The organism is Microbacterium sp. CJ77, from assembly GCF_002911615.1.
GTDB lineage: Bacteria > Actinomycetota > Actinomycetes > Actinomycetales > Microbacteriaceae > Microbacterium.
In genome coordinates this window covers 894,627-920,502 of the sequence record NZ_PQBR01000006.1, presented here as the reverse complement: position 1 = coordinate 920,502, position 25,876 = coordinate 894,627, and the positions used below count along the sequence as shown (strand labels likewise).

General features: G+C 69.0%; 22 protein-coding genes. 6 read left to right on the top strand and 16 right to left on the bottom strand.

The features are described from left to right. Positions 1 to 2: 2 nt before the first annotated feature. Positions 3 to 1,415: a UDP-N-acetylmuramate--L-alanine ligase gene (gene murC / locus C2868_RS05035; RefSeq protein ID WP_100811081.1), complete on the bottom strand. Its 1,413-nt coding sequence runs from the start codon at positions 1,413 to 1,415 to the stop codon at positions 3 to 5. A gap of 209 nt (positions 1,416 to 1,624) precedes the next feature. On the opposite strand from murC, the gene C2868_RS05030 reads away from it, so the two are divergent. Together C2868_RS05030 and C2868_RS05025 are read left to right on the top strand one after the other, a co-directional pair. Then, a complete protein-coding gene (locus C2868_RS05030) occupies positions 1,625 to 1,984 on the top strand; it encodes a PadR family transcriptional regulator (protein WP_100811082.1) in 360 nt (119 codons plus the stop codon). Next, on the top strand, positions 1,981 to 3,315 hold the full coding sequence (locus tag C2868_RS05025; RefSeq protein WP_100811083.1) for a hypothetical protein: 1,335 nt from the start codon (positions 1,981 to 1,983) through the stop codon (positions 3,313 to 3,315). The genes C2868_RS05030 and C2868_RS05025 overlap by 4 nt, the downstream gene beginning before the upstream one ends. A gap of 243 nt (positions 3,316 to 3,558) precedes the next feature. Here C2868_RS05025 and murG read toward each other — a convergent pair whose 3' ends face one another. The 10 genes from murG to C2868_RS04975 all read right to left on the bottom strand — a co-directional run bounded on the left by murG (position 3,559) and on the right by C2868_RS04975 (position 14,655). Then, positions 3,559 to 4,632, bottom strand: a complete 1,074-nt coding sequence (gene murG / locus C2868_RS05020; RefSeq protein ID WP_100811084.1) for an undecaprenyldiphospho-muramoylpentapeptide beta-N-acetylglucosaminyltransferase — start codon at positions 4,630 to 4,632, stop codon at positions 3,559 to 3,561. Continuing rightward, the gene (gene ftsW, locus C2868_RS05015; RefSeq protein ID WP_100811085.1) at positions 4,629 to 5,897 is read right to left on the bottom strand and encodes a putative lipid II flippase FtsW; all 1,269 of its coding nucleotides are present in this window, start codon (positions 5,895 to 5,897) and stop codon (positions 4,629 to 4,631) included. The genes murG and ftsW overlap by 4 nt, the downstream gene beginning before the upstream one ends. Beyond that, entirely contained in the window at positions 5,848 to 7,470 is a 1,623-nt protein-coding gene (gene murD / locus C2868_RS05010) for a UDP-N-acetylmuramoyl-L-alanine--D-glutamate ligase (RefSeq protein WP_100811086.1), read from the bottom strand. The genes ftsW and murD overlap by 50 nt, the downstream gene beginning before the upstream one ends. After that, positions 7,467 to 8,576 carry a phospho-N-acetylmuramoyl-pentapeptide-transferase gene (mraY, locus tag C2868_RS05005; protein WP_100811087.1) on the bottom strand — a complete coding sequence of 370 codons (1,110 nt, stop codon included), beginning with the start codon at positions 8,574 to 8,576 and terminating at the stop codon, positions 7,467 to 7,469. The genes murD and mraY overlap by 4 nt, the downstream gene beginning before the upstream one ends. Next, complete coding sequence (gene murF, locus C2868_RS05000) at positions 8,573 to 9,985, bottom strand: UDP-N-acetylmuramoyl-tripeptide--D-alanyl-D-alanine ligase (RefSeq protein WP_100811088.1); 1,413 nt, start codon at positions 9,983 to 9,985, stop codon at positions 8,573 to 8,575. The genes mraY and murF overlap by 4 nt, the downstream gene beginning before the upstream one ends. Positions 9,986 to 10,066: 81 nt before the next feature. Then, positions 10,067 to 11,851, bottom strand: coding sequence for a penicillin-binding protein 2 (locus C2868_RS04995; protein WP_100811089.1), 1,785 nt, complete (start codon positions 11,849 to 11,851; stop codon positions 10,067 to 10,069). A gap of 69 nt (positions 11,852 to 11,920) precedes the next feature. Beyond that, positions 11,921 to 12,502: a hypothetical protein gene (locus tag C2868_RS04990; protein ID WP_146048006.1), complete on the bottom strand. Its 582-nt coding sequence runs from the start codon at positions 12,500 to 12,502 to the stop codon at positions 11,921 to 11,923. Further along, the gene (rsmH, locus tag C2868_RS04985) at positions 12,499 to 13,449 is read right to left on the bottom strand and encodes a 16S rRNA (cytosine(1402)-N(4))-methyltransferase RsmH (protein ID WP_181003346.1); all 951 of its coding nucleotides are present in this window, start codon (positions 13,447 to 13,449) and stop codon (positions 12,499 to 12,501) included. The genes C2868_RS04990 and rsmH overlap by 4 nt, the downstream gene beginning before the upstream one ends. Positions 13,450 to 13,551: 102 nt before the next feature. Then, entirely contained in the window at positions 13,552 to 13,983 is a 432-nt protein-coding gene (gene mraZ, locus C2868_RS04980) for a division/cell wall cluster transcriptional repressor MraZ (RefSeq protein ID WP_100811092.1), read from the bottom strand. A 300-nt stretch (positions 13,984 to 14,283) separates the two neighbouring features. Continuing rightward, complete coding sequence (locus C2868_RS04975) at positions 14,284 to 14,655, bottom strand: DUF3040 domain-containing protein (protein WP_036296441.1); 372 nt, start codon at positions 14,653 to 14,655, stop codon at positions 14,284 to 14,286. A 68-nt stretch (positions 14,656 to 14,723) separates the two neighbouring features. On the opposite strand from C2868_RS04975, the gene C2868_RS04970 reads away from it, so the two are divergent. Beyond that, positions 14,724 to 15,797, top strand: coding sequence for a polyprenyl synthetase family protein (locus tag C2868_RS04970; RefSeq protein WP_100811094.1), 1,074 nt, complete (start codon positions 14,724 to 14,726; stop codon positions 15,795 to 15,797). A gap of 162 nt (positions 15,798 to 15,959) precedes the next feature. On the opposite strand, the gene C2868_RS04965 is transcribed toward C2868_RS04970, so the two are convergent. Beyond that, complete coding sequence (locus C2868_RS04965; RefSeq protein ID WP_232711198.1) at positions 15,960 to 16,310, bottom strand: Rv2175c family DNA-binding protein; 351 nt, start codon at positions 16,308 to 16,310, stop codon at positions 15,960 to 15,962. Between the two features lie 154 nt (positions 16,311 to 16,464). Here C2868_RS04965 and C2868_RS04960 point away from each other — a divergent pair, with 154 nt between their 5' ends. Both C2868_RS04960 and pknB read left to right on the top strand, forming a co-directional pair. Continuing rightward, positions 16,465 to 17,664 (top strand): LysM peptidoglycan-binding domain-containing protein, encoded by a 1,200-nt coding sequence (locus tag C2868_RS04960; RefSeq protein ID WP_232711199.1) that lies wholly within the window; start codon positions 16,465 to 16,467, stop codon positions 17,662 to 17,664. Positions 17,665 to 17,734: 70 nt separating this feature from the next. Then, complete coding sequence (gene pknB / locus C2868_RS04955) at positions 17,735 to 19,672, top strand: Stk1 family PASTA domain-containing Ser/Thr kinase (RefSeq protein ID WP_100811095.1); 1,938 nt, start codon at positions 17,735 to 17,737, stop codon at positions 19,670 to 19,672. Positions 19,673 to 19,745: 73 nt separating this feature from the next. Here the strand turns inward: pknB and C2868_RS04950 are convergent, their stop codons facing one another. The 4 genes from C2868_RS04950 to C2868_RS04935 all read right to left on the bottom strand — a co-directional run bounded on the left by C2868_RS04950 (position 19,746) and on the right by C2868_RS04935 (position 23,880). Next, entirely contained in the window at positions 19,746 to 20,687 is a 942-nt protein-coding gene (locus C2868_RS04950) for a hypothetical protein (RefSeq protein WP_146048005.1), read from the bottom strand. A 135-nt stretch (positions 20,688 to 20,822) separates the two neighbouring features. Continuing rightward, positions 20,823 to 22,160: a class II 3-deoxy-7-phosphoheptulonate synthase gene (locus C2868_RS04945; protein ID WP_100811097.1), complete on the bottom strand. Its 1,338-nt coding sequence runs from the start codon at positions 22,158 to 22,160 to the stop codon at positions 20,823 to 20,825. Between the two features lie 73 nt (positions 22,161 to 22,233). Beyond that, positions 22,234 to 22,920: a 1-acyl-sn-glycerol-3-phosphate acyltransferase gene (locus tag C2868_RS04940; protein WP_100811098.1), complete on the bottom strand. Its 687-nt coding sequence runs from the start codon at positions 22,918 to 22,920 to the stop codon at positions 22,234 to 22,236. Positions 22,921 to 22,923: 3 nt separating this feature from the next. Further along, positions 22,924 to 23,880: an ROK family glucokinase gene (locus C2868_RS04935; protein ID WP_100811378.1), complete on the bottom strand. Its 957-nt coding sequence runs from the start codon at positions 23,878 to 23,880 to the stop codon at positions 22,924 to 22,926. Between the two features lie 162 nt (positions 23,881 to 24,042). Here C2868_RS04935 and C2868_RS04930 point away from each other — a divergent pair, with 162 nt between their 5' ends. Continuing rightward, complete coding sequence (locus C2868_RS04930; RefSeq protein WP_100811099.1) at positions 24,043 to 25,875, top strand: long-chain fatty acid--CoA ligase; 1,833 nt, start codon at positions 24,043 to 24,045, stop codon at positions 25,873 to 25,875. Position 25,876: the final 1 nt, after the last annotated feature.

Here is a 25,876-nt window from a genome sequence, read left to right as displayed (position 1 = left end):
CGTCAGTCCGAGACGCCGGCCGGCGTCGTCTGCGCGAGTGCTTCGAGCACCTGCGGGATGATCAGGTAGACGTTGCCGCAGCCGAGCGTGATGACGTAGTCGCCGTCGCGGGCGACCGTCGCGGTGTAGTCCGCCGCCTGCTGCCAGTCGGCCACGAACGCGACGTGGTCGGGGTCGGCGAAGGCGTCACGGACGAGGGCACCGGTGACGCCTTCGATCGGGTCCTCGCGCGCGCCGTAGACGTCGAGCACGACCGTGTGGTCGGCGTATTCCTCGAGCACCTCGGCGAATTCCCGGTACATCTGCTGCGTTCGGGAGTAGGTGTGCGGCTGATGCACCGCGATGATACGGCCGTCGCCGATCACGGTGCGCGCCGCGGCGAGGGCCGCGGCCACCTCAGTCGGGTGGTGCGCATAGTCGTCGAAGACGCTCACTCCGCGCGCGACGCCGTGCAGCTCGAAGCGACGGACGGTTCCCGCGAAGCCTTCTACCGCTCGCAGCGCGGGCTCGAGTTCGTGCCCGAGCGAGAGCAGCACCGCGACGACGCCGGCGGCGTTGATCGCGTTGTGCGCGCCGGGGATAGCGAGTCGTGCGTGTTCCGTGCGTCCGCAATAGGTGATCGCGAACGACACCGGACCATCTGTGACGATGTCGGTGACGCGGACATCCGCGCCCGCGGATTCCCCGAACGTGACGACATTCGGATGCGTGAGGCGTGCGCTCACGCGGAGCGCGCCGGGATCGTCCGCCGAGATGACGACGCTCTCGCGCGCCCCGTCCGCGAAGCGCACGAACGCGTCGTCGAAGGCGTCGTTCGTACCGTAGTGGTCGAGGTGATCGGGATCGACGTTGGTGATGAGCGCGATCGAGGTGTCGTACAGCAGGAACGTGCCGTCGGACTCGTCGGCCTCGATCACGAAGAGCTCATCGGCACCCGTTCCGCTCGACGCGCCGAGCTGGGCGATCACTCCCCCGTTCACGAAGGTCGGGTCGGAGCCCAGGTCCTGCAGAGCGGTGACGATCATCCCGGTCGACGTCGTCTTGCCGTGCGCACCGGCGACCGAGACCAGACGCCGCCCGCCGATCAGCCAGTGCAGCGCCTGCGACCGGTGGATGACGGGCATCCCGCGTTCTTTCGCCAGGACGAACTCGGGGTTCTCGGGCCAGATCGCGCCCGTGTGGATGACGGTGTCGGCGTCGCCGAGGTTGGCGGCGTCATGACCGACGTGCACACGCGCCCCGAGCGCTTCGAGTTCGCGGAGCGCGGCGCTGTCGGCGCGGTCGGAGCCGGACACCCGGATGCCGCGGGCCAGGAACATGCGCGCGAGCCCGGACATCCCGGATCCGCCGATGCCGATGAAGTGCGCGGACTCGATGTTCGCGGGAATCGGCAGGGTCAGGTCGGGTCGGATCATGGCCCGACAAGTCTAGGTCGGCGACCTGCGAGGTCGGCGCTCGGCGCGCCCGGTCACCCGGCTCCATGCGGCGCGCCGCGAGGCCGCTGCGCCTCGAACGGTCGCGACATGCCGTTCCATGTCGGTGTGGAACGGCATGTCGCGACCGTTCGAAGATGTCTGACCGGCCCGCCCTGGACATACTCCCGACTTGGGAATATGTTCGACCCATGAGCGCATCACTGGGCACGACCGCCTTCTGGGTCCTGACGAGCCTGACGCAGGGCCGCCGCCACGGCTACGCGATCCTGCGGCATGTGGACGAGGCATCCGGCGACCCGGGTGCCCTCAAGACCACGACCCTGTATGCCACGATCGAGCGCCTGCAAGCCCGTGGCCTCGTGATCGAGGACGGTGACGAGATCGTCGATGGGCGGGCGCGCCGCTACTACGCGCTCACCGACACCGGCCGGTCCCGCCTCGAAGATGAGCTCGCCGACCTCGAGAGGCGAGCATCCGCGGCCCGCGCGGCGCTCGCACCCCCGCGGCCAGCGCCCGTCATCGTGACCCGCGCGGCGACGTTCGCATGACGACGCCGGACGAGCGGGAGTTCCGCGCGCTCCTGCGGTGGTACCCCCGCCGCTGGCGCGAACGCAACGAGTCGATCGTGCTCGGCACGATGCTCGATGACGCGGAGGCGCGCGGTTTGCAGACACCGGATGCCTCGATGCGACGCGGGGCGATACTCCACGGTCTCGGTGCCCGTCTGGACCGGCGCACCGCGATCGTCGCGGCGTCCCTCGCGGCCGCGCTCGCCCTCGCGGGCATCCCCCTGTTGTTTCTGGGCGTCGGCGCGGCGTGGCTGATACCCGGATTCGGGGTCGGCCCGCTCCTCATCCTGGTCGCCGTCGTTGCCACATTGCGCACACGCGGGATCATCTCCGCCGCAGAGGCGCTGACGGGTATTTCTCTCGCTCTGCCGGCGACGACGCTCTCGACGCTCGTCGCCCTCTCGTGGAGCGTCGGTTTCGACGAAGCCGACGCCGGGACCACCCGCGGATGGTTCGCGCAGGCTTTCATCTGGTTCGCCGCCGCCGCGTGGCTCGCCGCCATGGCCTGGGGTGCGGTCGTCGTGGGAGGAATGCTCCGCGCCCCCGCGATGCGCGCGGTCTGGGCTCGGCTGGCTGGTGCGGCGTGCGCTGCGGTCGCCTACCCGTTTCTCGCGTTCTCGCTTCTGAGCCCGGCGAGCGGGGCGCTTCTGGCAATCGCAACCCTCGGCTCCGTGATTCTCCTGGCCCAGCCACGGGCACCGATCTCGAACCCGGCGCCCCCCGCCCCACGCGCCGCGAGAACGACCCGGCCCGCGAGCAGAACCGTTCTGGTCTGCGCCGTGGCGTCCGCGGTCGCGGGTACCGCGGCTGTCCTGTTCGCTCTCACGGGAAGCGGATGGCCCGGATCCACCCTGGATGGAACCGGGGCGATGCGCTTCGGCATCGTCGCCGGCTTCATCGCCGCGCTGCCGTACTGCGCGACGATCGGGTTGATGCGATCCGCCCACCACCGCGCACTCCACGCCTGGGGACCCGCATTGCTCATCGCCGGAGGGTTCGTCATCGCCGCAACCGAGAACATCGTCGGGGGCGGGGATGGGAACCGTATCGTGTGGGCGCTTCTGATCGCGGGGCTCCCCCTGGGCGGCGCGGTCACGTGGATCCTCTCGACCGGACGCTGGGCCGCTCGAACGGTTCAAACGACGATCGCGATCATGTGCGGCGCGGCGGTGGTCGTCACCGCCCTGGCCATCCAGATGCTGCCCTTCCTGCTCCCGATCGCGGCGCTCATCCTCGCGGTCGGCGAAGGCCGCCGGCTGAGCACGCGCCGCACCCACCGCGACCACCGGCCCTACCCAGCATCCGCATAGTCTCCCCCTGACCCGGAACCCCCGCGGAACCTCACGAACGGTCGCGACATGCCGTTCCCCATCGATGGGGAACGGCATGTCGCGTCCGTTCGAGGTGGTTGGAGCCATCGAACTGGCGAGGAACGCTGTATCGCGGCGCCGATCGAGCGGTGCGTGACAGCTCGAAGCCCGAGCAGCTCGAGCCCGAGCAGATCGAGGCCCCAGCAGGTCGAGGCCCCAGCAGCTCGAGGCCGAGCGGGCGCCTCAGCGCGCGAGGGCCTCGTCGATCAGCGCGATGAGGTCTTCCGTGCCACGGCGCGAGCCGACGGATGCCGCGGCCGCTCGCATGGCGTCGAGTCGAGCCGGATCGGCCAGGAGCGGCAGGACCTCCGCCCGCACCCGCTCGGCCGTGAACGCGGCGTCGTCGATCAGCACCGCCGCTCCCGCCGCAACCGCGGACGCCGCGTTCAGGCGCTGCTCGCCGTTACCCACCGCGTAGGGCACATACACGGCGGGGATGCCGAGCGCGCTGATCTCGCTGACCGTCGCCGCTCCCGCCCGCGAGACGATGACATCGGCCATCGCGAAGGCGAGGTCCATCCGGTCCTCGTACTTCTTCACGACGTATCCGGGCGCGCCCGGGTCCCGCCAGTCCGACCGCTCCCCCGTGACGTGCACGAGCTGATATCCCGCCGCGAGCACGTCCGCATAGGAACCCGCGAAAGCCTCGTTCAGGCGCAGCGCCCCGAGCGAGCCGCCGAACACCAGAAGCGTGGGCCGAGCGGACTCGAGCCCGAAGTGCGCGGCGGCCTCGTCGCGCAAACCCGCACGATCGAGGTCGACGATCTCGCGGCGCAGCGGCATCCCGACCACGCGCGAGCGCCGCAGGGGCGTACCGGCGAACGCAACGCCGACACCGGCCGCACGGCGCGCCCCCAGCACGTTCGCCAGACCGGGACGGGCATTCGCCTCGTGCACGACGAACGGGATGCCGGAGCGTCGTGCCGCGACATAGGCGGGCGCGGAGGCGTACCCCCCGAATCCGACGACGACGGAGACGTCCCGATCGCTGATCACGCGGCGCACGTGCCCGACCGCGCGCCGGAACCGCGCCGGAAAGCCGATCGCCGCGCGATCGGGGCGGCGCGGGAACGGCAGGCGCTCGATCGTCAGCAGCTCGTACCCCCGCTCGGGGACGAGACGCGCCTCGAGCCCTTCTTTGGTGCCGAGGACGAGGATCTTCGCCTCGGGTTCGCGCGCACGCAGGCCGTCGGCAACCGCCAACAGCGGATTGACATGGCCGGCGGTTCCCCCGCCTGCCAGAAGGTAGGTCGTCACGCCGAGACTTTACCCCGACGGGCCGCGCTCGTTCCGCCGCGCAGACCCGTTCGGGTCTCGGGTGCGGAAGTCGGCAGTGTGCGCGCGAACGACAGCAGCACGCCGCACGCCAGCAGGACCGACAGCAGGGCGGTGCCACCCTGCGACATGAACGGCAGGGGCACACCCAGGACGGGGAAGATGCGCAGCACGACGCCGATGTTGATGAGGGCCTGGCCCACGATCCACACGGTGATTCCGCCCGAGGCGATGCGGATGAACGGGTCATGCGTCTTGCGGATGACGTGGAAGGCACCCACCGCGAACAGCGTGAACAGGCCGAGGATGACGATGCATCCGATCAGCCCCACCTCTTCTCCCACGATCGCGAAGATGTAGTCGTTGGCGCGGGCCGGCAGCCACCCGTACTTCTCTTTCGAGTTGCCGAGGCCCAGCCCGAAGATGCCGCCGCCCGCCAGCCCGAAGACGCCGTGCATCGCCTGATAGCAGTCGTTGAAGTAGTCGCAGTCCTCGTTCATGAAGCTCATGATGCGGCGCATGCGGTTCGGGCTCGCGACCGCCATGTAGGCCACATAGGCGGCGGCAGCGATGAGAGGCAACAGGAAGATCCGCAGCCGCACACCCGAGAAGAACAGGCCACCCAGCAGGATCAACACCAGGATCATGGCCGTGCCGAGGTCGTGCCCCGCCATGACGGTCGCGATGACCGCCGCCGACACCGGGACGAGCGGGATGAACACGTGGCGCCAGAGGCCGAGCAGGGTCTGCTTGCGGTACAGCACGTAAGCGACCCACAGGGCGAGCGAGAGCTTCAGGAACTCGGACGGCTGGACGGTCTGCCCCGCGATCGAGATCCAGTTGCGGTTTCCGAGGATCTCGATACCGAGTCCGGGAACGAACACGAGCAGCTGAAAGAGTGTCGCGATACCGAGCAGGGGCCAGGCGATCCGCTTCCAGAACGACACGGGAAAGCGGGAAGCCACGAACATGAGCGGGATACCGATGACCGCGAACACGCCCTGCTTCAAGAGGCTTTCGAACGGGCTCGCGCCCTCGGCGGTCGCGGAGGCGGTCGTCGCCGACAGCACCATCACGAGACCGAAGCCGGTCAGCAGGATCGCGGTCGAGGCGATCAGCAAGAACTCGCTGGGCACCGGTGCGAACACCCGGCCGAGCGAGACACGGGCCGCCAGCCCGCGGGGCGCGGGCGCATCGTCAGGCTGCTGGTCCGCCCGCGGGGGGCGCGTCGGCGTCCGAGTCGCCATCCGTCTCCCCTGCCTCGTTGTCGTCCCCGTCGGGATGCGTGTCTTCCCGTTCGGGATCCGTGTCGCGATGCTCGGGATCGAGCCCTCCGACGTGTTCGCGAACCGCTTCCGCGAAGCGCGTGCCCCGCTCGGCGTATCCGCTGAACTGGTCGAAGGATGCCGAAGCCGGAGCGAGAAGCACGACGTCTCCCGACGCCGCGATGCCCGCCGCCCGCTGGACGACACGCCTCATGACCTCTTCAGTCTCACCGTGCTCCACCTCGAACACGGGCACGTCGGGGGCGTGTCGCGCGAATGCCGCGAGCACGTCGTCGCGCGAGCGGCCGATCACGATCGCCGCCTTGACCGCGCTGCCGCGCCCCGCGACGAGAGGAGCGATGTCGACGCCCTTCAGCAGACCGCCGACGACCCAGATGGCCCCGGGGTAGGCCGAGAGCGACGACGCCGCGGCGTGCGGGTTCGTCGCCTTGGAATCGTCCACCCAGGTCACACCGGCGTGGTGAGCGATGACCTCGATCCGGTGCGGGTCGAGCCGGAAGGTGTCCAGTGCGTCACGGATGGCGACCGGCTCGACTCCGGCGGCGCGCGCGAGGGCCGCCGCGGCCAGGATGTTGGCGACGATGTGCGGCGCGATCAGCCCGACCGTCGCGAGACGTTCGAGGGTCGTGATCTCGAGAGCGCTCGATCGGCGCTCCTCGAGGAAGGCCCGGTCAACGAGGATGCCGTCGACGATGCCCACGTCGCTCGGTCCCGGCACGCCCAGATCGAACCCGATCGCCCGGGCACCCTCGACGACCTCGGCGTCCTCGACCATCTCTCGAGTCGCGACATCCGCCTTGTTGTAGACGCAGGCGACGCGGGTGTTGCGGTAGACGACGGCCTTCGCCCCGCGATACGCGTCGAAGGATCCGTGCCACTCGAGGTGGTCGTCGGCGAGGTTCAGGCACACCGAGGCGAGCGGGAAGGGCTGCCCCTCCGGCTCGGCCAGGGACAGGTACCAGAGCTGGTGACTCGACAGTTCGACGACGAGGGCGTCGAATCCGGCGGGATCGCGGATGGCGTCGAGCACCGGCACACCGATGTTGCCGCAGGGCGCGGCGCGCAGCCCTCCCGCCACGAGCATCGTGGCCGCCAATCGGGTCGTCGTGGTCTTGCCGTTCGTCCCGGTGACCAGGATCCAGTCGGCGGGCGAGCCATCCGGGCGCGAAACCTTGTCGCGCACCCGCCACGCGAGTTCGATGTCGCCCCACAGGGGAACGGATGTCTCGAGGGCCCACCGCACGACGGGGTGTCCGGGCGCGAACCCGGGCGAGGCCACGATCACGTCGGGCGCGAACTCCCGCACGCGGTCGGGGACCTCGTCGAGCGGACCGACGTGCAGATCGGCCCCGATCACCGGAAGCAGGCTGGCGTACTCCTCGGCCGCGGACTCGGTCGCGACGAGGACTTCCGCGCCGAGCTCGGTGAGGGTGTCGGCGACCGAGAACCCGGTCTGCGCGAGGCCCAGGACGACGACCCGAAGGCCCTTCCAGTCGGCGTTCCAGCTGGTGAGCTCGGCGAGCGGGGCGCTCATGCCCGGGTCAGCCACTCGACGTAGAACAGGCCGATGCCCGACACCGCGAGCATCCCCGCGATGATCCACATGCGCACGACGATCGTGACCTCGGACCATCCGCGCATCTCGAGGTGATGGTGCAGCGGGCTCATCAGGAACAGGCGCTTGCCGCGCGTTGCCTTGAAATAGGCGCGCTGCAGGATGACCGAGCCCGACGCGATGACGTAGACGCCGGCGACCAGGACGACCAGCAGCTCGGTGCGCGTCAGGATGGCCATCGCCGCGATGACGCCACCGATCGACATGGACCCGACGTCGCCCATGAAGAGCTTCGCGGTCGGCGCATTCCACCACAGGAACCCGACGAGCGCGCCCACGAAGGATGCCGAGACGATGGCCAGATCGAACGAGTTGGGAGTGTCGTAGCAGGCCGCCAGGACGGCGGGGGTCGGCCCCTCGCCGGTGCAGACCTGCTGGAACTGCCAGAAGGCGATGAGGCTGTACGCGCCCACGACGAAGATCCCCGCACCGGCGGCGAGACCGTCCAGCCCGTCCGACACGTTGACGCTGTTCGACGTCGCGACCCCGATCAGCGAGAGCCACGTGAGGTACAGGATCCAGCCGATCACCGGACCCAGCGCCATGAACGACAGCACCGGGATGTCCCGGAACAGCGAGACATAGGCCGACGCCGGGGTCTGGTCCCACGCGTTCGGGAAGTTGAGGGCGACGATGCCGAAGGGCACCGCGACCAGGACCTGGCCGACGATCTTGCGCCACCCCGAGAGCCCGAGGCTCCGCTGGCTGCGGACCTTCATGTAGTCGTCGATGAAGCCGACCGCGCCGAACCCGATCATCATCCAGATGACGAGCAGCCCCGAGATCGTCGGGGGGTTGCCGCCCGTGAACCCGCCGATCAGATACCCGAAGATGGTGCCGACGATGAAGATCAGGCCACCCATCGTGGGGGTGCCACGCTTCTGCGCGTGGCTCGGGTTCTCGATCGCCTCGGGCGTGCGGATGACCTGGCCCCAGCCCCACTTGCGGAACAGCCGGATGAAGACGGGCGTGAGAAAGAGCGTGAACGCCAGAGAGATCGCTGCCGCCGTCAGAAGGGATCTCACGAGAACGATTCTCCCAGACGATCGCCCAGGTGCCGGAGCCCCGCCGCGTTGGACGACTTCACCAGCACCCGATCTCCGTCGCGCAGCTCCCCGAGCAGATAGTCGTGGGCGGCATCCGCGTCCGCGAAGAACACGGCCTCGCCGTCCCATGAGCCCTGCGCGATGGCTTCGAGGAACATGCGCCGCGCCTCGGTCCCCACGATGACGATGCGCTGGATGCCGAGTCGCACCGCCAGGAGTCCGACGCGGTCGTGCTCGTCGTCGGCGTATTCACCGAGCTCGCTCATCGCCCCGAGCACGGCGACCGTGCGCTGGCCCGGACCGGTGATCTGAGCGAGGGTGCGCAGTGCCGCCGACATCGAGTCGGGGCTCGCGTTGTAGGCGTCGTTGATGATGCGCACACGGTCATTTCCGAGCGGCTGCATCCGCCAGCGCTCCGCGAGTTCGACCGTCTCGAGTCGTTCGACGCACGTGCGCAGCGGCACGCCGATGCGCGTCGCGACGGCGATGGCGGCGAGGGCGTTGGCCACGAAGTGCTCGCCGAGGACACGCAGTCGCAGCGGTACCGTGACTCCCCCGGCACTCACGTCACACGTCGTGCCCTCGGCGGAGACCCGGATGTCGTCGGCCCATACGTCGGCGTTCGCCCCGCGTCCGAACCACACGACGTCGACCTCGCGGTCGCGGGCGATCGTCGCCATCCCGGCAACGCGCGGATCGTCGGCGTTCAGCACGGCCGTGCCCCCCGCTCGCACCGCCTGGACCAGCTCGGACTTGGCGGCGACGGTCGCCTCGATGCCGCCGAACCCTCCGGCGTGCGCCATGCCGACCATCAGCACGACGCCGATGTCGGGCGTGACGAGCCCCGCGAGGCGGGCGATCTCGCCCGGCGCGCTCGCACCGAACTCACACACGAGATACCGCGTGCTGTCGGTCACGCGCAGCATCGTCAGGGGCGCGCCGACCTCGTTGTTGAAGGATGCGTGGGGCCACACGGTCTCGCCCTCGTCCCGCAGGATGCGGGCGACCATGTTCTTCGTCGTGGTCTTGCCGTTCGAGCCCGTGATGCCGACGACCGTGAGTTCTCCGCGATTGCGGACGGTGGCGACCACATGGCGGGCCAGGTCGGCCAGCGCGCTGACGACGCTCGGCACGACGACCTGGGTGATCGGGGTGTCGACGAGGCGTTCGACGAGGGCGAGGACGGCACCGCGCTCGTGCGCGGTGCCGACGAACAGGTGCCCGTCCGTCTCGGCGCCCGGCTTGGCGGCGAAGATGCCCCCGGGCTCGATCAGGCGGGAGTCGGTCTCGACCGTGCCCTCGATCACCGAATCGGGAGTGTCGGATCCGGCCGTACGCAGATCGCCCCCGGTGACTCGGGCGATCTCGGCATACGTCAGCGCGATCATGGACACTCTCCCTGGACGGTGGGCTGTGGGCGGCGCCCGCGGGACGTCAGTACTCGGTGGTCAGGGTTTCGCGGGCAGGATTTACTGGTATTTGGGCAGGATCTCGGGCCCCGGTGTGGTGGACGGCAGCACCCGATAGGTCTTCAAGACCTGGGTCATCGCCTTCTGGAATCCGGCGGCATTGGCCGAAGACATCCTATTCTTCTTCGGCTCGTCGAGCGTGAAGATCACCACGTACTTCGGGTCGTCGGCGGGCGCGAACCCGGCGAGCGTCGTGTAGAAGATGCCCTTCTTGTACCCGTTGCCGTCGTCGTTCGCCTTCTCGGCCGTTCCCGACTTGGTCGCCATCCGGTACCCCGAGACGGCCAGAACCTTGTGGTTCGTCACCTGCTGGAAGACGTTCTCGAGCATCAGCGTGACGTCCGCGGCGGTCTGCGGCTTGATGATCTGCTCGGGGGCCGGAAGGTCCGGCTCGATGACCTCGCCGGACGCCGTCGTGCACGACTCGACCAGGCTCAGCGGCATCCGCACTCCGCCATTCGCGATCGTCTGGTAGACGCTCGCGACCTGGGGAACGGTCACCGTGAACGACTGGCCGAAGGTCGACGTGTAATGGGATGCCTGGTCCCAGGGCGCGTCGTGCAGGATGCCCTCGCGCTCACCGGGAAAGCCGACCTCGGTCTTCTGTCCCACCCCGAATCGTGCGAGGTAGTCGTGGCGCACCTCGTCTGACACCAGCGTGCCGAACTTCGACAGCGCGACGTTCGAGGAGTCCACGAGCGCGCCGGTCATCGTGTAGTTGTACGACGGGTGCGAGAAGACGTCGTTGACGGTGATGTCGCCGGGCAGCGTCTCGCGCCCCGCGGCGGGAAGCGTGGGGGTGAGCGGGGTGACCCCCGCCGAGTCGATGATCGTCGCGGCGGTCACGGGCTTGAAGGTCGAGCCCGGCTCGAACTCGTAGGTGAAGATGCGGCTGCTGCGGTCGGCCTCGGCCGCGGCGTTGACGTCATTGGGGTCGACCGTCGGATACTCGGCGGCGGCGCGGATCTTTCCCGTCGCGACCTCGACGACGAACGCCGTGCCGTAGTTGGCCTGCTGGTTCTGCACCTCTTCCGCGACCATCTGCTGCAGGTACCACTGCAGGTCGCGGTTGATCGTCAGTTGCAGGGTGCCGCCATCGACCGCGGGCGTCTGCTGAAGCGTGCCCGGGATGATGACTCCGTCCTTGCCGCGTTCGTAGGACTCGGAGCCCGGCGTCGCTTGCAGGCAGTCGTTCTGCGCCAGCTCGAGACCCGCGAGAGCCTCGCCATCGGATCCGACGAATCCGACGAGGTTGCCACCGACGGCGCCATCCGGATAGCTTCGGGCCGGGTGCGGCGTCGTGTACAGGAACGGGAGCTCGAGCGCGACGAGGGCCTGGTACTGGTCCGTGCTGAGCTTGGTGGCGATCTGCGCCCACTGGGACTCGGAGTTGGCCGCCAGCACGTCCGCGACGATCTGCTGCACCTGCTCCGGCGTCTGACCGGTGACTCCCGCGATCTGTGCGGCCTGCTCGGGCCAGACCTCTTGCACGGTCCGGCCGTCGCTGAACTTCTGATTGAGGATGTTCTGCGGGTCGACCTGAGCGTCGTACAGCATCGTGTTGCCGGCGAGTACGGCGCCCGTCTCATCCACGATGGTGCCGCGTGCACCCTCCAGCTTGTTGGTCGCGAGCATCCCGACCCCGGCCGAGTCGGCCCGGTGCTCATCGGCGTTGACGACCTGGATGTCGACCAGGCGTACGACGAAGACTCCGAGGATCGACAGCACGACGGCGAGAGCGACCACGGTGCGGCGGCGGGGGGAACGTGTGGTGCGTGTGGTCATGTGTGCGACGCTGCGTTTCGTATGTCGATTCCGAAGACTCTGGGCGGCTCAGTGGTGTGTGGGCAGTGGTCAGCGGGTCTGCGGGGCGGGCAGCCCCTCGGAGAGGGCGGGCGGTCCGGTCACGACGGCATCGGTCGGCGCCACCGGCACCTCGGGCAGACCCTCGATCGTCGCGTCGGGTGCCGTGACGAGCGGGGCCGTGGCGACGAGCGCGTTCGGAACGCTTCCGCGGCCGATCGCGTCGACGGTGGACTGCCAGGGCGCGGCGGCGCCGCTGCCGAGGATCGCGCCATCCGACAGACGCAGGTATGACGGCGCCTCGTTGATGACCATGCCCAGCGCCGAGGCGTTCGCGGCGAGGTACTGGGGCGAGCTCAGACCGACAAGCTGCTGCGTCAACGACTGGCTCTCGTACTGCAACGCTCGCACCTGCTGGGTGAGTGCCTGTTCTTCGTACACGCCCTGGGTCATGGCGATCGAGATTCCCATCTGAGCCGCTGCAATGGCGAGAGCACCGCTGAGCGCGATGATCGCATACGCCAACCGCGGACGGCGGCGGCGCGCGGGGGCGCCGTCGACGGCGCGGAGTCGACTTCGAGCCGGTCGTGTCGGACTGCCGGGGACGAGGGGGGCGACTGTTGCGAGGCTCATGCGGCCCTCGCTCTCTCTGCGGCGCGGAGGCGGACGGGCGTGGCGCGCGGGTTGCGTTCGCGCTCGTCCTCGGAAGCGAGCTCGGCGCCCTTGACGAGCAGGCGGAACTGCGGAGCGTGCTCGGGGAGTTCGACGGGGAGCCCCGCGGGCGCGGTCGAGGCCGAGGCATCCGCGAACGCACGCTTCACGATCCGGTCCTCGAGCGACTGGTAGGCCAGCACGACGATGCGACCCTTGACGGCGAGCAGGTCGAGCGCGGCGGGGATCGCCCGCTCGACCGCGACGAGTTCGGTGTTGACCTCGATACGCAACGCCTGGAAGACCCGCTTCGCCGGGTGCCCGGCGCGCTGAGCGGCCGCGGGCGTCGCGGCCACGAGCACCTCGACGAGCTCACCCGACCGCAGGATGGGGGCCTTGTTGCGGGCCGCGACGATGAAGCGGGCGTAACGGGCGGCGAGCTTCTCTTCGCCATACCGTTCGAAGATCGCGCGGAGGGCGCCCTCGGGGTATGTCGCGATGACGTCCGCGGCCGTCGGCCCGCCGGTCTGATCCATCCGCATGTCCAGGGGCGCGTCGCGCGAGTAGGCGAAGCCGCGATCGGACTCGTCGAGCTGCAGCGACGAAACGCCCAGATCGAAGAGGATCGCGTCGACACGGTCGTAGCCCGCGGAGGCCGCAGCCTGCGCGATGCCGTCGTAGACGGTGTGCACCAAAGTGACCCGGTCGCCGAAGCGCGCGAGCCGCTCCCCCGCCAGGCGGAGGGCATCGGTGTCACGATCGAGGCCGATCAGGTGGATGTCGGGGAACCGCTCGAGGAACGCCTCGGAGTGTCCGCCCATCCCGAGCGTCGCGTCGACGAGCACCGCGCCCGGTTTCTGCAGCGCAGGGGCGAGCAGCTCGATGCAGCGCTCGAGCAGGACAGGGGTATGGCGGTCGCGGGTTTCCATGATGAGAGGGGCGGGACCCCGGGTCCTGATCCCCATCCGCTCCGACCTGGCACCGGGGAAGTGTGTCAGGGCGTGGCGGCTGGGAGTCAGGACCAGGGGGCTTTAGAAGAGGCCCGGGATCACCTCCTGCTCGAGGTCGGAGTACGACTCCTCGTTTGCGGCGGCGTAGGCGTTCCAGGCATCCGCGTTCCAGATCTCGGCGTGCGCGCCGACACCCGTCACGATCAGTTCCTTCTCGAGGCCCGCATACGCGCGGAGGTGGGTGGGAACCGTGATGCGGTTCTGCGAGTCCGGCATCTCGGCGCTCGCGCCCGAGAGGAACATGCGCAGGAAGTCGCGCGCCTGACGGTTGCTGAGCGGGGCCTCGCGGATGCGCTCGTGGACGCGCTCGAACTCGGCGGAGCTGAAGACGTAGAGGCAGCGTTCCTGACCGCGGGTGATGACGATGCCGCCGGCAAGGTCTTCGCGGAACTTTGCGGGGAGGATGACGCGTCCTTTGTCGTCGAGCTTGGGGGTGTAGGTGCCGAGAAGCATCGACGTGTACCCCCCTTCGCCCGGCCCGCCTCAGGTATGGCCCCACGTTACTCCACTTCCCTCCACTTTCCTACGTTTTTGCACCACTAATACGAGTGAGAGCGTCCGCACGACCGAACATCCGAGAGGAACAAGGTCCCCCGATCGTCGAGAAAGGCCCCCGCTGGACCACTCGAGGACACGTCATTCCTCTCGGATGTTCGTGGAATGACGCGGAAGTTCGGACCCGAATGCGAAAGCGCGCACAAAAAAAGGGGCCGACCCGAAGGTCGACCCCGAAGAGTGGAGAGAGGTGGAGGACTAGTGGCCGTCCTGGCGCCGATCCCATCGATCGTTCATACGATCCATGAAACTGACCTGGGTTGCGCGGCGCGGAGCACTCGGGCTTCCCGGGGCGGGCATCCGCGTGATGTCGACCCGTGTCGGTGTGAGAGCGAGGACAACGCCCCCGAGCATCGCGACGAAGCCGAGGATTCCGACGACGATCAGCTGTGTGGCGACACCCGCCACGAGCGCACCGATTCCGACGAGCACGATGATCGCACCCAGAGTGACATTGCGGTAGTTGATGGCGCGGCCCTCGCGGTCCGAGCTGACGACATCGGCGTCGTTGCGCAGAAGGTGGCGCTCCATCTCATCGAGAAGGCGCTGCTCCTGTTCAGAGAGTGGCATCGGTCCCCCGTTGGGTTCTAAAGATTGCGCCTCAGTCTACTCGCGGCGCCGGTTACTAGGCTAGGCCCGTGCAGGGTTCCCCAGACGCCATCCAAGCGGTTTCACAGCGACTGGAGAGATTTGTCTCGGCTCGCGTCGCCGAGGCGGCAGACGCCGGTCCGCTCGCGCGCCCGATCCTCGAGCTCTCCGCCGCCACCTTGCAGGGGGGAAAGCGGCTGCGCGCGGCGTTCTGCTACTGGGGTTGGCGGGCGGTGACGGATGCCTCGGGCACGGACGAGATCGTCACGGCATCCGCGGCGCTCGAGGTGTTCCACGCGGCGGCGCTCGTGCACGACGACATCATCGACAACTCGGACACGCGCCGCGGTCGACCGGCGACGCACCGCGCGTTCGAGGGTGCCCACCGCGCCGGGGGGTGGACGGGCGACGCCGCCGCCTACGGTCGCTCCTCCGCGATCCTCGCCGGCGACCTGCTCGTCGCCTGGAGCGACGACCTGTTCGAGGAGGGCATCGCGGATGTGCCCGCCGACCGCGCGCGGGCGGCCCGACGCCAATACGCCGAGATGCGACGCGACGTGACGGTCGGCCAGTATCTCGACATCGCGGCCGAGACCGTGCCCGCGCCCGAAGACGAGCAACTCGATCGCGCCCTGCTCGTCGCCTCGTTCAAGTCCGCGCGCTACTCGGTGCAGCAGCCGCTGCTCATCGGCGCGGCGATCGGCGGCGCCCGCACGGAGCAGCGGCAGGCACTGCGCGCCTTCGGTCACCCCGTCGGCATGGCCTTCCAGCTGCGCGACGACGTGCTCGGCGTTTTCGGGGACTCGGCCGCGACCGGCAAGCCGAGCGGCGACGACCTGCGCGAGGGCAAGCGCACGGCGCTCATCGCGTTCGCGCGTCAGGGACTCGCGTCATCCGTCCGCCGCACCCTCGACGAGCTCGTCGGCGATCCCGATCTCGATGACGCGCAGGTACGGATGCTTCAGAACACCATCCGTGACAGTGGAGCCCTCGACTGCGTGGAAGAGCTCATCGCGTCCTACGCGCACGAGGCGGACCGAGCCCTGTCGGGCGCGCCCCTCGACAACGCTTCGGTCGGGGCGCTCCGCGATCTCGCGCGCGCGGCCGTCGACCGCGTGGCATAGTCCCGCGTCACGACGAGGCGCGTGAGCCTCGCGATGCCCACCCGATGCCCACCCGATGCCCACCCTCATGGTTGGGGCGACAGAGCCTCGTTGGGGCGTGGCAATCCGCGCCCCAACGCAGCCTCGACGCCCCAGCGACGTGGGTGGGGAGTATGTGAGCGCTCAGCCCAGGGACTGCGCGACGCGCCGGACCTCGCTCTTGCGCCCCGAGCGCAGGACCGCGATCGGCGCATCGCCCATGGTCTCTTCGGTCTCGAAGAGCCACTCCATGATCTCGTCGGTGGAGAAACCGCGATCGAGGAGCACCATGATCGTGCCGCGCAACGACGGCAGGGGCCGCTCATCGACGAAGAAGTCGGCGGGGATCTTGAGCGCGCCGTCCACACGCATCGCGACCAGATGATGGTCATCGAGCAGGCGGCGGACGCGGCCGGGTGTTTCGCCCATCAGCTGGGCGGCAGCGGGAAGGGGCAACCACTCGATGGATGCGGCCCAGGCGGGTGTGTCACTCACCCGATCAGTCTGTCACGACAGCGCGTGCGACTCACGGGCAGTCGCGACAAATCACTCCCGTCACATTCGCAACATCGACCCCACATATCACTTCTGTTGACTTTCATTAACATGCGTGACAGCGTTTCAGGAGTTTGATCGAGGGGAAACATCCGTGCGCAAGTCACTCAAGACGCTCGTTCGTCCGAACCGTGCGCACTTCACCGTGCCCGCCGCCCTGATCGGCACGCTCGCGGCGACACTCGTCGCGCCGCCCGCCGCGGCGGCACCGCTGGCGACCGAGCGCGAGCCGCGCCCGCACTGGCGTGGAGTCCCCGCAACCGTCGTCCCCGCGTCTCCGCCTGCCACCACCCACGTGGTCGCCGCCGGAGAGAGCGTCTGGTCGATCGCGAGCGCGCACGGGCTGCGTCCCGCCGATGTCCTCGCGTGGAACGGCCTCGACTGGACGTCCGTCATCCGCCCGGGTCAGGTGCTGAAGCTGAGCGCCCCCCCCGCGCCGGCGCCCGCCGCCCCAGCCCCCGCCGCGCCCGCGATGATGTCGCACACGGTGGTTGCGGGCGACACGCTGACCGGCATCGCCCAGCGCCACGGCATCGGTCTTCGGGCGCTGTTCGAGGCCAATGGCCTCGGCTGGAGTTCGGTCATCTACCCCGGCCAGACCCTGAACGTTCCGGGCGTCACGACGGCCGCGGCCGTCACGCCCGCCCCGGTGCCCGCGCCCGCCCCCGCCCCGGTGGCCCCGCAGACGACCCATACCGTCGCCCGCGGTGACACGCTCTCGGGCATCGCCAAGAAGTACGGCGTCACCCTCGCCGCCATCTTCGCGGCCAACGGCCTCGGCGCGGGCTCGATCATCTACCCCGGTCAGGCCGTCGCCGTGCCCACCGCCGCGACCGGTGCCGCTGCGGCGCCCGCCGCCGCACCGGCGCCCGCGGCATCCGTCGACGGACTCGATGCCGAGCAGATTCAGAACGCTCGCCTGATCATCCAGATCGGCCGGGAACTCGGAGTCTCGGAACGCGGCATCGCCATCGCCCTGGCAACCGCGATGGTCGAATCCTGGATCCGCAATCTCGACTGGGGCGATCGCGACTCGCTCGGCCTGTATCAGCAGCGAGCGAGCACCGGGTGGGGCTCCCCCGCCGAGATCCGCGACGCGTCCCGTTCGATCCGCGTCTTCTACGGCGGCCCGTCCGATCCGAACGGCAACCGCACGCGGGGACTCCTCGACATCCGCGGCTGGGAGGGCATGGGCTTCGCGCAAGCCGCCCAGGCCGTGCAGCGGTCGGCATTCCCCGACCGCTACGCCGCCTGGGAGGACGCCGCCTATCAGTGGATCGCCGCGCTCGGATAATGCGGTTTCGCCGTGCCCCCAGGGTGAGGCGCTCCCGGGGCACGGGCTCGCGCTTCCGTAGACTTCACTCGTGAGTACGAGTCAGCAAGCCGACCCCTTGATCGGGCGGCTTGTCGACTCTCGCTATCGCGTTCGCGCCCGTATCGCCCGCGGCGGCATGGCCACCGTATACGTGGCCACCGACCTGCGTCTCGAGCGCCGCATCGCCCTGAAGGTCATGCACGGGCACCTGAGCGACGACGCGGTGTTCCAGACCCGCTTCATCCAGGAGGCGCGTGCCGCCGCCCGGCTGGCCGACCCGAACGTCGTCAATGTCTTCGATCAGGGTCAGGACGAGGGCATCGCGTATCTCGTGATGGAGTACCTGCCGGGCATCACTCTGCGCGAGCTGCTGAAGGAGCAGAAGAAGCTCACGATCGCGCAGACGATCACGATCATGGACGCGACGTTGTCGGGCCTCGCGGCAGCGCACCGCGCCGGTATCGTGCACCGCGACGTCAAGCCCGAGAACATCCTCCTGGCCGAGGACGGCCGCATCAAGATCGGCGACTTCGGGCTCGCGCGCGCGACGACCGCGAACACCGCGACGGGCCAGATGCTGATGGGCACGATCGCCTATCTCGCGCCCGAGCTCGTGACCCGCGGCCAGGCCGACGCACGCAGCGACATCTACGCGCTCGGCATCATGCTGTACGAGATGCTCGTCGGCGATCAGCCCTACAAGGGCGAGCAGCCGATGCAGATCGCCTACCGCCACGCGACCGACACGGTGCCGCGACCGAGCGCGAAGAATCCGCAGATCCCCGAGCCCCTCGACGAGCTCGTGCTGTGGGCGACCGAGAAGAATTCGGACGACCGTCCGGACGATGCATCCGTCATGCTCGATCGCCTTCGCGAGATCGAGCGCGACCTGGGCGTCGCCCCCGCCCCGACGCGGGCGACGGTGGCGATCGGCATCCACGACGACAGCAATTCCGGCGAGCTGACCAAGGTCATGCCCTCGGCCGCGGCTCTCACGACGACCATCACTCCGGATGTCGACAACGGCACGCTGCTGCGGCGCCGAGCGGGTCGGCGTCGTGCGCGCGGTGCGTGGTTCGCGGTGCTCGTGATTCTGCTCGCGGGCCTCGCGGGCGGTGCCGGATGGTGGTTCGGATCCGGACCGGGATCGCTGGTTGCGGTACCGGATGTCTCGGGTCGTACGTTCGACGAAGCCGCGGCTCGATTGCAGCAGGACACGCTCGTCGCGGTTCAGGGCGAGGGCGAGTACAGCCTCGAGGTCGACACCGGGCTCGTCCTCTATACGACGCCGGGTGCGGGCGAACGGGTGGACAAGGACGCGACGGTGTCGGTCGTCCTGTCGCTCGGGCCCATGCCGCACGATCTGTCGGCGCTCGCTGGTCAACCCGAGGACGCCGTCCGGACCGTGCTGACGGACGCGAAGATCCTGATCGGCGAGAGCGTGCAGGAGTTCGCGGACCCCGCGTCCGGCACGGTGCTGTCGGCGCTCGCGCAGCCCGTCGTGGGCGACGCGTTCGATGTGTCGGGGGGCGGGACCGTGCTCGAGGGCAGCACCGTCACCCTCACCGTGTCGCTCGGGCCCGTTCCATCCGTCGTCGGAATGAGCACCCAGGCCGCCACCTCCACGCTGAAGGCCGTGAAACTCGAGGTGTCGGGCACACCCGTCGAGGAGTTCTCGGACGACATCGACACGGGCGACGTGATCGGCATCCGCGGCCAGCCCGAGGGCCGCAACTGGCGCCCCGGCGATACGGCCACGTTGGTGGTCTCGAAGGGCCCCCAGCCGTATCCGATCCCCGACGTGCGCGACCTCACACGGGACGCAGCGCGGGAGAAGCTCGAGGCCGCCGGCTTCAAGGTGGACTTCGCGCCGTTCTGGAATGCCGTCCCCAACCCCCTGACACGTGTGACGGGTACCGACCCCGCGGTAGGCGCTGAGCGTCCGCTCGGCACCTCGGTGTACCTCCAGATCACCGCCTCCGGCTGACCCTCCACGGGCGACCTGTCACAAACGGCTCTATCTGGGCGCCAGATCGAGCGGTTTGTGACAGGTCGAACCATCATCTGCCGAAGAATCGGCCCTGGAGCGCGCGGCGGATACGTGCGACCAGCGCAGCCTCGTCGGCCAGGTCCGCCGCACCCAGCTCGATCACGCGATAGCCGGCGTCCTCGAATAGCTGACGGCGGGTCAGATCGTCGAGCCACCGCCTGCGCGAGGTTCGGTGGTCGTCGCCCTGATACTCGATCAGCAGTCGCGCGTCGCGGTATCCCAGATCGGCGTGACGGATGCCGTGGGCCGTCATCACCGCGAACTGCACCTCGGGTTCGGGCAGCCCACCCGCCACGAGTATCAGTCGTAGCAGCGACTCCCGGGGCGAGTCGACGGGCCGGCGCAGCCGCGGCAGGGCCCACGCGAGACTCGCAGCTCCCCGTCGAGACCCATGCTCACGGACGGCCGCGACCAGTTCGGTGTTCTCTGCGAGAGGTGGCGTGCGTCCGCCCGCTCTGCGGGTGCCGCTGATCACATGGTCGCCGATGGCCACGAGCCACCTCCGGTCGATCCGCGCGGCCCGTCCGAGCTCGGCCAGGTGGCACCAGGTGCGAGGTGGCGCGACCACGGGCAGGTGAGCGAGAAAGGCGATCGGCGTATCGGTGTCGTCGGTCTGCCGCCCCGTGACCCCGGGCCGACGCATCCGTCGCGCGCCGAGGGTCAGCACGTCGAGAGGATCGGATGCCCCGTGCTCAGCGGGTAGCGGCATACCGAGCAGCGCCGCTGCAGTCAGATGACTGAAGACTTGATCGTTGCCCATCAGCGGAAGGAGAGCCGTACATCGGTCGACGAGGTCCGTCGGGTCCAGCGCCCGGGCCCGCACACCGTGGTGCGGCCGGTCGAGATCGCCTCCACGCATCCGTCCGTCCGCGACACCCGACGAACGCCCCTGCGCGACCGTGAATGCCACGCCCGGGGGCAGCTCAGCCGGCAACGGCATACGTCGACCCATCGGCCCACTCTGCCGCCCGCGACATCCCTATCCCGGTTCATCCACAGCCGCCGCCCGTCGACCTGTCACAGAACGCTCGATCTCGCGAACGGATGCAGCGGTTTGTGACAGTTCGACGCCAGAAGGGGCGCGGGGTCAGCGCTTCTCGAGCTCCTCGGCCACGAGGAAGGCGAGCTCCAGGCTCTGCATGTGGTTCAGGCGCGGGTCGCAGAGGCTCTCGTAGCGCGTCGCGAGGGTTGCCTCGTCGATCATCTCGGAGCCGCCCAGGCACTCGGTCACGTCGTCGCCCGTGAGCTCGACGTGAATGCCGCCCGGGAACGTGCCGACCGCACGGTGCGCGTCGAAGAAGCCGCGCACCTCGTCCACGACGTCGTCGAAGCGACGCGTCTTGTAACCCGTCGGCGTCGTGATGCCGTTGCCGTGCATCGGGTCGGTGACCCACAGGGGCGTCGCACCCGAGTCGCGCACGGCCTCGAGCAGCGGCGGCAGCGCGTCGCGGATCTTGCCCGCACCCATGCGCGTGATGAACGTCAGACGCCCGGGCTCGCGCTCGGGGTCGAGCTTGTCGATCAGCTCGAGGACGGTCTCGGGAGAGGTCGTGGGCCCGAGCTTCACGCCGATCGGGTTGCGGATCTTCGAGAAGTAGTCGATGTGCGCGCCGTCGAGGTCGCGCGTGCGCTCACCGATCCACACGAAGTGCGCCGACGTGTTGTACGGCGTTCCGGTGCGCGAGTCGATGCGGGTCATCGGACGCTCGTAGTCCATGAGCAGGCCCTCGTGGCCGGTGTAGAACTCGACGCGACGCAGGTCGTCGAAGTCGGCGCCCGCGGCCTCCATGAACTTGATCGCGCGATCGATCTCGCCCGCGATGCGCTCGTAGCGCTGGTTCGCCGGGTTCTCGGCGAAGCCCTTGTTCCAGCTGTGCACCTCGCGCAGATCGGCGAAACCACCCTGCGTGAACGCACGGATCAGGTTCAGCGTCGACGCGGCCGTGTGGTAGCCCTTGAGCAGGCGCGCCGGGTCGGGCTGACGCGAGGCCTCGGTGAAGTCGTAGCCGTTGACGATGTCGCCGCGGTAGGCGGGGAGCGTGACGTCGCCGCGCGTCTCGGTGTCGCTCGAGCGGGGCTTGGCGAACTGTCCCGCCATGCGCCCCATCTTCACGACCGGCATCGACGCGCCGTAGGTCAGCACGACCGCCATCTGCAGCACGGTCTTGATGCGGTTGCGGATCTGCTCGGCCGTCGCACCCGCGAAGGTCTCGGCGCAGTCACCGCCCTGCAGCAGGAAGGCGTTGCCCGAGGCGGCACGCGCGAGGCGGTCGCGCAGGATGTCGACCTCTCCCGCGAAGACGAGCGGCGGAAGCGTTGCGATCTCGGCCGAGACAGCGGCGACGGCATCGGCGTCGCGCCACTGGGGCTGCTGTTTGATGGGCAGGTTCCGCCAGTGATCGAGGGGGTCAAGCTGCTGAAGCATCCGCTCAGTCTAGCCGTGCAGGACAGGCCCCGGATGCCGCACCCACCCGCGTCAGACCGCGCAGGAACGGCGATCAGGTGCGAGCGGCGAGCCGGTCTTTGACCGTCGAGGCGTAGACGTCCTCGTAGTACTGCTCGCCCAACCGCTGCAGTGCGACCATGATCTCGTCCGTCACGGACCGCAACACGTATCGGTCGCCCTCGAGCCCCGCGAATCGCGAGAAGTCGAGCGGTTCGCCGATGACGACGCCCACGCGGCCGATGCGGGGCATCCGTTTGCCGATCGGCATGATCGTGTCGGTGTCGACCATGACGACCGGGATCACCGGGACGCGTGCCTCGAGCGCCATGCGCGCGATGCCGGTGCGACCGCGGTAGAGGCGGCCATCGGGACTCCGGGTTCCCTCGGGGTAGATCCCGAGAAGGTCGTCGTTCGCGAGCACCGCGAGTCCCGTGTTGAGGGAGGCTTCGGATGCCTTGCCGCCCGAACGGTCGATCGGGATCTGTCCCGTGGCCTTGAAGAAGACGCGTGTGGCCCAGCCGCGGATGCCCCGGCCGGTGAAGTAGTCGCTCTTCGCGAGGAACGACATCTGCCGATCGATCATGAGCGGAAGGAACACCGAGTCGGCGAACGACAGGTGGTTGCTCGCGAGGATCGCCCCGCCCTCGACGGGGATGTTGCGCCGACCGACGATCCAGGGCCGGAAGATCGCCTTGAGGATCGGCCCGATCACGATGTACTTCATCAGCCAGTAGAACATCGCTCACTCACCATCCCGCAGGTAGGCACGGCGCGCGAGGTCCGCGACCCCGATCACGCCCGCGTCGTTGATCAGCTCGGCGACGGCGAACTCGGCGACGGGGCGATGCTCCGGAGCGGACAACGCCGTCAGGTAGGCCTCGCGCACGGGCGCGAGCAGCCGCTCATCGAGCACCGAGACTCCCCCGCCGATCACGAAGATCTCGGGGTCCAGCACGGCGGCAAAGCTGCCGCACGCCTCGCCGAGCGACGCGGCGACCCGGCGTAGCGCCTGGAGCGCGCCCGGATCGTCGGCGAGAACGAGCTCGGCGATCGCCTGGCCGGACACCCGTCCGTCCGCACTACGGGCGGCGTCGAGGGCGGAACCGATACCGGATGCCTCGGCATCCGCGATCTCGTTGGCGATGCGGCGCAGGGCATTGCCCGACGCGTACTGCTCGAGGCATCCGTTTCGCCCGCAGCCGCACAGCAGACCGCCGGGCACGAGCCGGAGGTGCCCGAGCTCGCCGCCGATGCCGAAGCCCCCGCGGGAGAGCTCGCCGCCGGCGATGATCGCGCCACCGACCCCGGTACCCAGTGTCAGCATCGTCATGTGGGACCGACCCCGTCCGGCACCGAAGCGGAATTCGGCCCATCCCGCGGCATCCGCGTCGTTCTCGATCACGACCGCCAGGCCCGCGAGTTCCGAGATCCGGTCACGCAACGGCTCGTCACGCCACGCGATGTTCGGGGCGAAGCGCACGCGCGTGCGCTCACGATCCATGAAGCCGGCGGCGGCAACGCCCGCTGCTCGCGCATTCGTGCCGGCACGCAACTCGCCGATCATGACCGCGACCGCATCCTCGATCGCGCGCGGGCCTTCGGGGGTGTCGACACGCCGCGCCTGCACGATCGTGCCGGACTCGTCAACCAGACCACCGGCGATCTTGGTTCCGCCGATGTCGATGCCGATCGAAAGCACTCCCACTCCCCTTCGCGACCACGTGTGGCCCCGGACGGCCTCGTGCAGTCTAGCCGCGGACCGGTCCGTAAACCGGGTCTCGATTCCCTGAGACCGAGTTCCACCAGAGGGTAGACTCGGGGCGAAGCCGACAACACCCCGGTGCCAAAGGAGCTGCCGATAATGAGTGCCGTCCAATTCGAGGTCCCCGCCGTCGTACCCGCGGACCCGAAAGCCAATGTGACCCATCTGCTCGAGGATCGCGTCGCGGCAACGCCCGATCTCGCGCTCTTCGCCGTGCCGCAGGGCGACGGCTGGCGAGACATCACCGCGACGGAGTTCCGCCGTCAAGTTGTCGCGCTCGCGAAGGGACTCGCCGCAACCGGGATCGAACCCGGAGACAAGGTCGGATTCCTCGCACGGACGACCTACGAGTGGACCCTGGTCGACTTCGCGCTGTTCTATGCGGGCGCCGTCATGGTGCCGATCTACGAGACGAGTTCACCTCACCAGATCCAGTGGATCCTCGAGGACTCGGGTGCCGTCGCGTGCATCGTCGAAGCCGCCGATCACGCCGCACGCCTCGATGAGGTCCGGGGCGACCTGCCCCTGATCCGCGAGGTGTGGCAGCTCGGCCTCGACGCCATCGACAAGCTCAGCGAACTCGGGGCCTCGGTCCCGGATGCCGAGATCGACCGCCGTCGCGGTATCGCGCAGGGCTCGGACATCGCGACGCTCATCTACACCTCGGGTTCGACGGGACGCCCGAAGGGATGCGTGCTGACGCACAGCAACTTCGTCGAGCTCTCGCGGAACGCCGCGGTCGCGCTGAAGGAGGTCGTGCAGACGCCCGGCGCCTCGACGCTGCTGTTCATCACGACCGCGCACGTGTTCGCGCGCTTCATCTCGATCCTCGACGTGCACGCGGGCGTGAAGACCGGGCACCAGCCCGACACGAAGCAGCTCCTGCCCGCCCTCGGATCCTTCAAGCCGACGTTCCTGCTGGCGGTGCCGCGGGTCTTCGAGAAGGTCTACAACTCGTCCGAGCAGAAGGCCGAGGCCGGCGGTAAGGGCAAGATCTTCCGCGCCGCCGCAGACACGGCCATCGAGCACTCGAAGCTGCTGCAGGACGGAAAGAAGATCCCGTTCGGGATGCGCATCAAGTTCGCGCTCTTCGATCGGCTCGTCTACAGCAAGCTCCGTGCCGCCATGGGCGGGCGCATCCAGTACGCCGTGTCGGGTTCGGCCCCGCTCGGGCCGCGATTGGGGCACTTCTTCCACAGCCTCGGCATCGTCATCCTCGAGGGTTATGGCCTGACCGAGACCACCGCCCCCGCGACCGTCAACCTCGCGACCAAGTCGAAGATCGGCACGGTCGGCCCCGTCCTGCCGGGCGTCGGCATCCGCCTCGCCGAGGACGGCGAGGTCGAGGTGCGCGGCATCGACGTCTTCAAGGAGTACTGGCGCAACCCCGAGGCGACCGCAGCCGCGTTCGATGGCGACTGGTTCAAGACCGGAGACCTCGGATCGTTCGACTCCGAGGGCTTCCTGACGATCACGGGCCGCAAGAAGGAGATCATCGTCACGGCCGGCGGCAAGAACGTCGCCCCGGCCGCGCTCGAGGATCCGATCCGCGCCAACCCGATCGTCGGTCAGGTCGTCGTGGTGGGCGACCAGAAGCCGTTCATCGCGGCGCTCGTCACCCTCGACTCGGAGATGCTGCCGACCTGGCTCGCGAACAACGGGCTGCCCGGCACCATGTCGCTCGACGAGGCCGCGAAGCACGATGCCGTGAAGGCCGAGGTTCAGCGCGCGATCGATACGGCGAACAGCCACGTGTCGCGGGCCGAGTCGATCCGCAAGTTCACGATCCTGCCGATCGAGTGGACCGAGGCGAGCGGCCATCTGACGCCGAAGATGTCGATCAAGCGCAACGTGATCGTGGAGGACTTCGCCGACGACATCGCCGAGATCTATCGCGAGCCCGTGGCGACGACGAACGTCACCCTGCCGTAGG

Excerpts from the sequence above, each read along its gene's own strand:
- C2868_RS04945 (WP_100811097.1), bottom strand. The coding sequence starts at position 22,160 with ATGCTTCAGCAGCTTGACCCCCTCGATCACTGGCGGAACCTGCCCATC.
- C2868_RS04940 (WP_100811098.1), bottom strand. The coding sequence starts at position 22,920 with ATGTTCTACTGGCTGATGAAGTACATCGTGATCGGGCCGATCCTCAAG.
- C2868_RS04990 (WP_146048006.1), bottom strand. The coding sequence starts at position 12,502 with ATGAGCCTCGCAACAGTCGCCCCCCTCGTCCCCGGCAGTCCGACACGA.
- rsmH (WP_181003346.1), bottom strand. The coding sequence starts at position 13,449 with ATGGAAACCCGCGACCGCCATACCCCTGTCCTGCTCGAGCGCTGCATC.
- C2868_RS05025 (WP_100811083.1), top strand. The coding sequence starts at position 1,981 with ATGACGACGCCGGACGAGCGGGAGTTCCGCGCGCTCCTGCGGTGGTAC.
- mraZ (WP_100811092.1), bottom strand. The coding sequence starts at position 13,983 with ATGCTTCTCGGCACCTACACCCCCAAGCTCGACGACAAAGGACGCGTC.
- murD (WP_100811086.1), bottom strand. The coding sequence starts at position 7,470 with ATGAGCGCCCCGCTCGCCGAGCTCACCAGCTGGAACGCCGACTGGAAG.
- murC (WP_100811081.1), bottom strand. The coding sequence starts at position 1,415 with ATGATCCGACCCGACCTGACCCTGCCGATTCCCGCGAACATCGAGTCC.
- C2868_RS04975 (WP_036296441.1), bottom strand. The coding sequence starts at position 14,655 with ATGCCACTCTCTGAACAGGAGCAGCGCCTTCTCGATGAGATGGAGCGC.
- C2868_RS05030 (WP_100811082.1), top strand. The coding sequence starts at position 1,625 with ATGAGCGCATCACTGGGCACGACCGCCTTCTGGGTCCTGACGAGCCTG.
- C2868_RS04950 (WP_146048005.1), bottom strand. The coding sequence starts at position 20,687 with ATGGGTCGACGTATGCCGTTGCCGGCTGAGCTGCCCCCGGGCGTGGCA.
- murF (WP_100811088.1), bottom strand. The coding sequence starts at position 9,985 with ATGATCGCGCTGACGTATGCCGAGATCGCCCGAGTCACCGGGGGCGAT.
- C2868_RS04930 (WP_100811099.1), top strand. The coding sequence starts at position 24,043 with ATGAGTGCCGTCCAATTCGAGGTCCCCGCCGTCGTACCCGCGGACCCG.
- C2868_RS04995 (WP_100811089.1), bottom strand. The coding sequence starts at position 11,851 with ATGACCACACGCACCACACGTTCCCCCCGCCGCCGCACCGTGGTCGCT.
- ftsW (WP_100811085.1), bottom strand. The coding sequence starts at position 5,897 with ATGGCGACTCGGACGCCGACGCGCCCCCCGCGGGCGGACCAGCAGCCT.